At 72.9% G+C, this 4,126-nt stretch carries 3 protein-coding genes; all 3 read right to left on the bottom strand.

The features are described from left to right. The coding region (locus AAG801_RS40850; RefSeq protein ID WP_341893586.1) for a GGDEF domain-containing protein at nucleotides 1-1,852 on the bottom strand (1,852 nt) is incomplete at its 3' end. Between the two features lie 11 nt (nucleotides 1,853-1,863). After that, entirely contained in the window at nucleotides 1,864-2,337 is a 474-nt protein-coding gene (locus tag AAG801_RS40845; protein WP_341893585.1) for a prepilin-type N-terminal cleavage/methylation domain-containing protein, read from the bottom strand. Nucleotides 2,338-2,356: 19 nt separating this feature from the next. After that, nucleotides 2,357-4,126, bottom strand: a 1,770-nt coding sequence (locus tag AAG801_RS40840) for an EAL domain-containing protein (protein WP_341893584.1), incomplete at its 5' end; no start/stop codon positions are given.

Here is a 4,126-nt window from a genome sequence, read left to right as displayed (position 1 = left end):
CGCGCAGCATGAAGGGCCGGCCGAGCGCCGCCAGCGCGAGGCCGGCCACCGCGGCGGCGACCGGCTCGTCGGCATCGGGCAGCAGGACGACGAACTCGTCGCCGCCCGGCCGCGCGACCGTCGCCCCGGCCGGCACGCAGGCCTGCAGGCGCAGCGCGGCGGCACACAGCAGCTCGTCGCCAGCCTCGTGGCCGAGCGTGTCGTTGACGTCCTTGAAGTGGTCCAGGTCGATCGACACCAGCGCCACGCGGCCGTGCTGCGCCGTGCGCACGAGTTCGGCCTCGATCCGCTCGTGCAGGCCGAAGCGGTTGGCCAGCCCGGTCAGGCTGTCGTGGCCGGCACGGTGCTCCAGCTCATGTTCGCGCAGCCGCGCGCCCATGGCGACGGCAAGGCGGTCACGGATCTCGCGCGCGGGCTGCAGCGCTTCCTCCGAGGCCGGCGCCGGCAGCCCGAGGGCGAGCATCGCCAGCGTCTGCGCCTGGTAGCGCAGCGGCATCAACACCGCCACCGCCGCGCGGTCGATGCCGGCGCGCCGCAGCGCGGGCGCCAGCATCGCGCAGTGCGGGCCGTGGCACTCGCTGGTGACGTGCTGCTCGTCGTGCGCGAGGCGGCCGAACTCGGCGATCGCGTCGGCATCGAGCATCACGCTGTCGCCCATCAGCACGCGCGTGCCTTCGGCCGCCGCCGTCAGCCAGGCCTTGCGCAGCGCCACGTCGCCGTCGCGCCACACCACCAGCGCACCCGCGCCGGGGTAGCGCGCACCCACGCGCAGCAGGGCGTGGCCGGCAAGCTGCTCGAAGGCGGCGCCGGCCAGGATGTCGCGGTCGATCGCCGACAGGCCCTCGAGCGCGTCGAACTGCATCGCGATGCGCGCCGCCATCTCGTTGAAGGCCTCGGCCAAGTCGCCGATCTCGTCGTCGCGCCGCACCTCGACGCGCGTGCCGGCGGCGCCGGCGGCGAGCTGCCGCGTGCCCTGTGTCAGTTGCTCCAGCGGCTGCAGCGCGTGGCGGATGCGCCAGCGGCTGAGCGCGGCGATCGCCAGCAGCGTGGCCAGCGCCACGGCACCGAGCCACAGCGCGAGTGGCGCCCGGTGCCACAGCACGGGTGCCAACGGCGCGCGCTGCGTGAAGATCCAGTCGCCGGCGCCCATCTCCCCGGCGAGGAACAGGGTTGCCGTGCTTTGCGCCAGTGTGTCTTCGCCGCCGCCCGGGCCGCTGTCCTGGCGCAGGCTGTAGTCCTCGCCGGCCTGGTGAGTGATGACGTGGCCGTGTGCGTCGTGCACCCACCAGGCGGTGTTCAGGCCGGCGTCGGCCAGCGGCCCCCACAGGTAGGCCGGCTCGATCACGCCGATCCAGCGCAGCCTCCCGGCGCGGTAGGCGCCCAGCAGCACGCGCGCCGCGCCGGGCTGCGAGAAGTCGACGCGCAGGCGCACATCGTCAGGCTCGTGCTCGGGCTGGTGCGCGCCGCGCTCGTGGCCCGCATCGGCCTGCCGCCAGGCCGGAGCCAGATCGGCCGGCAGGTATGACGGCCAGCCGACGGCTGCCGGCTCGCCGAGCCAGACGACCTGGCTGAAGACGCGGCCGAGTCCGGCCGGCGGGCTGGTTTCGGCAGCGTCTGCGCGCGTCGCCAGCAGCGACTTCGCGGCCAGCAGCCGGTCGAGCACCTGGCGGCTGGCATGCTGCGTCGTCTGCGTGCGGTGGCTGCCGCTCAGCGCCTCGGCCACCTGGCTGGTGGCCAGGCTGGCAATCCAGCTGGTGACCGCCAGCGGCACGACGGCGACCAGCACGAACAGCAGAAACAGCTGCCGCGCCAGCCGGTGGCCACCGCGGCTGGGGATCCGGTCGGGGCGCATCGGCGCTCGCGTCAGTAGTTCGCCGCCAGCCCGACGTAGCGGCCGTTGTTGGCGCGGATCAGGTCGTCGAGACTGTCCTTCTGGCTGACCTGCGGCTTGGTCTTGCCGTCGCGGCCCAGCGAGTAGAGATCGAAGTCGGTGTTCAGCGGATTGAGCCGGCGATCCTTGCGCGCATGCCCCTTTCCGTTGGCCTCGACGTTGTAGTACACGTAGGGCCGTCCCCAGGGGTCGAGCTTCCCGGCGCTGCCGATGTCCGCCAGGCTGTCCGGCAGCTCGCGGCTGTCCAGCTGGAAGCGCTGCACCAGGCTGGCCATTGCCGCGATGTCCTGCACAGCGATGCTCTCGCGGACCCGCTCGCGGTAGTCGTTGTACAGCGGCATCGCGACGCCCAGCAGCACCGCGACCAGGCCGACCGCGATCATCACTTCGATGACGGTGAAGCCGCGCGCGCGGCGTGGCGCGGCGGGCGGGATGTTCCGATGCATGATGAACGCTTCCATCTCGTCAGGCACGCAGCACGAAGGGCTCGTCGCTGCCGTCGTGCAGGCCGAGCCAGGCGACGAACTCGTCGGCGGGCATCGGCCGGCCGAACAGGTAGCCCTGCATGTGGTTGACGCCGAGCAACTCGAGGTGCGAGCGCTGCAGCGCCGTCTCGACCCCCTCGGCCACCACGTCCAGGCCGAAGCGACGCGCCACGTCGACGGTGGCCTTGATCAGCACCTCGCCGCCACCGGGCACGTCCTTGACGAAGGACTGGTCGATCTTGACCAGGCTGACCGGCTGCTTCATCAGCGAGCTCAGCGACGAGTAGCCGGTACCGAAGTCGTCCAGCGCCAGCGTCACGCCCATCGCGCGCAGGTCCGACAGGGTCTGCGAGACACCTTCGCTGCGCGCCATCGGCAGGCTCTCGGTGAGCTCGATCACGAGACGGTGCGAGGGCAGCTTGGCGGCGGCCAGCGCCTCGCGCACCTGCGAGACCAGGTGGCCGGAGCTGACCTGCATCGCCGACACGTTGACGCTGACCTTGGGCGGGTTGGCGCCGGGCCAGCGCGCGGCGTCGAGGCAGGCCTGGCGCAGCACCCAGCGGCCCATCGCGTGGATCTGGCCGTTCTGCTCGGCCACCGGCACGAACTCGCCCGGCGACACCTGGCCCCAGCTCGGGTGCGGCCAGCGTGCCAGCGCCTCGACGTGGGTCGGCGTGCCGTCGGTGGCGACGATCGGCTGGTAGGCAATCGTGAGCTGGTTGCGCTCCAGCGCACCGGGCAGCGCCTGGGCGATCTGGTGCTGGCGCTGCGCCTTCTTGGCCATCGCGACGTCGAACACGCGCACGCGGTCGCGGCCCTCGGTCTTGGCGGCGTAGACCGCCTGGTCGGCGGCGATGATCAGCGTCTCCGGCGAGCGGCCGTGGTAGGGCGCCAGCGCGATGCCGATGCTGCAGCCGACGCGCACCGTGCCGTCCTCGAGGCGGATCGGCACGCACAGCTCGGCGCGCAGCTTCTCGGCGACCATGCGCACCTGCTCGATGCGGCCCAGTCCGGGCAGCACGACGATGAACTCGTCGCCGCCCCAGCGCGCCGCGAAGCCGGCGCGCGGCAGGCTCTCGCGCAGCCGCTCGGCGACGACACGCAGCACCGCGTCGCCGGCCAGGTGGCCGTGCTGGTCGTTGACTTCCTTGAACTCGTCGAGGTCGAGGAACAGCAGCGCCAGCTCGGCGCGGCTGTCGGGCTGCTCCATCGGCGCCAGCAGCTCGACCAGGTGCTCGTTGATGCCCTTGCGGTTGGGCAGCAGCGTCAGCGGGTCGGTGACGGCCTGGCGCGCCAGGTCCAGCGAGCGCTTCTCGAGGTCGGCGTTGCGCTGCTCGATCGTCTCGGACAGGCCCGACTGCGCGATCCGTGAGCGCGAGGCCGCGGCGGCGGCCGCCGCCGCCGCCACCTGCTCCATGCGGGCGAACTCGGTCTCCAGCCTCTCGATGCGCTCGGCCTGCTGCGACTCGACTTGGGACAGCCGGCGCACCGCCTGTTCGGCGGCCAGCGTGGAGTGCAGGCCGCGGTCGCGCGACAGGGCCAGCACAGCCTGCACCGCCGCCACGCCGAGCAGGATGAGCAGCATCGCCCACGGCGTGTTCTCCGCTGTCGCGAGCTGCGCCAGCAGCGCCGAGCTGAGCACGACCACCGCCTGCGCGATCGCCAGGCGCGACATCGCGCGCAGCGCCATCGATTCCGCGAACACCACGCCGACCATCGCCAGCGTCGCAGTGCTGCGTGCGGCCGGCTC

Source organism: Variovorax sp. YR752, assembly GCF_943372545.1.
This window is presented reverse-complemented; position numbering and strand designations above follow the sequence as displayed.

Coding starts and splice junctions, on each gene's coding strand:
- AAG801_RS40845 (WP_341893585.1), bottom strand. CDS start 2,337: ATGCATCGGAACATCCCGCCCGCCGCGCCACGCCGCGCGCGCGGCTTC.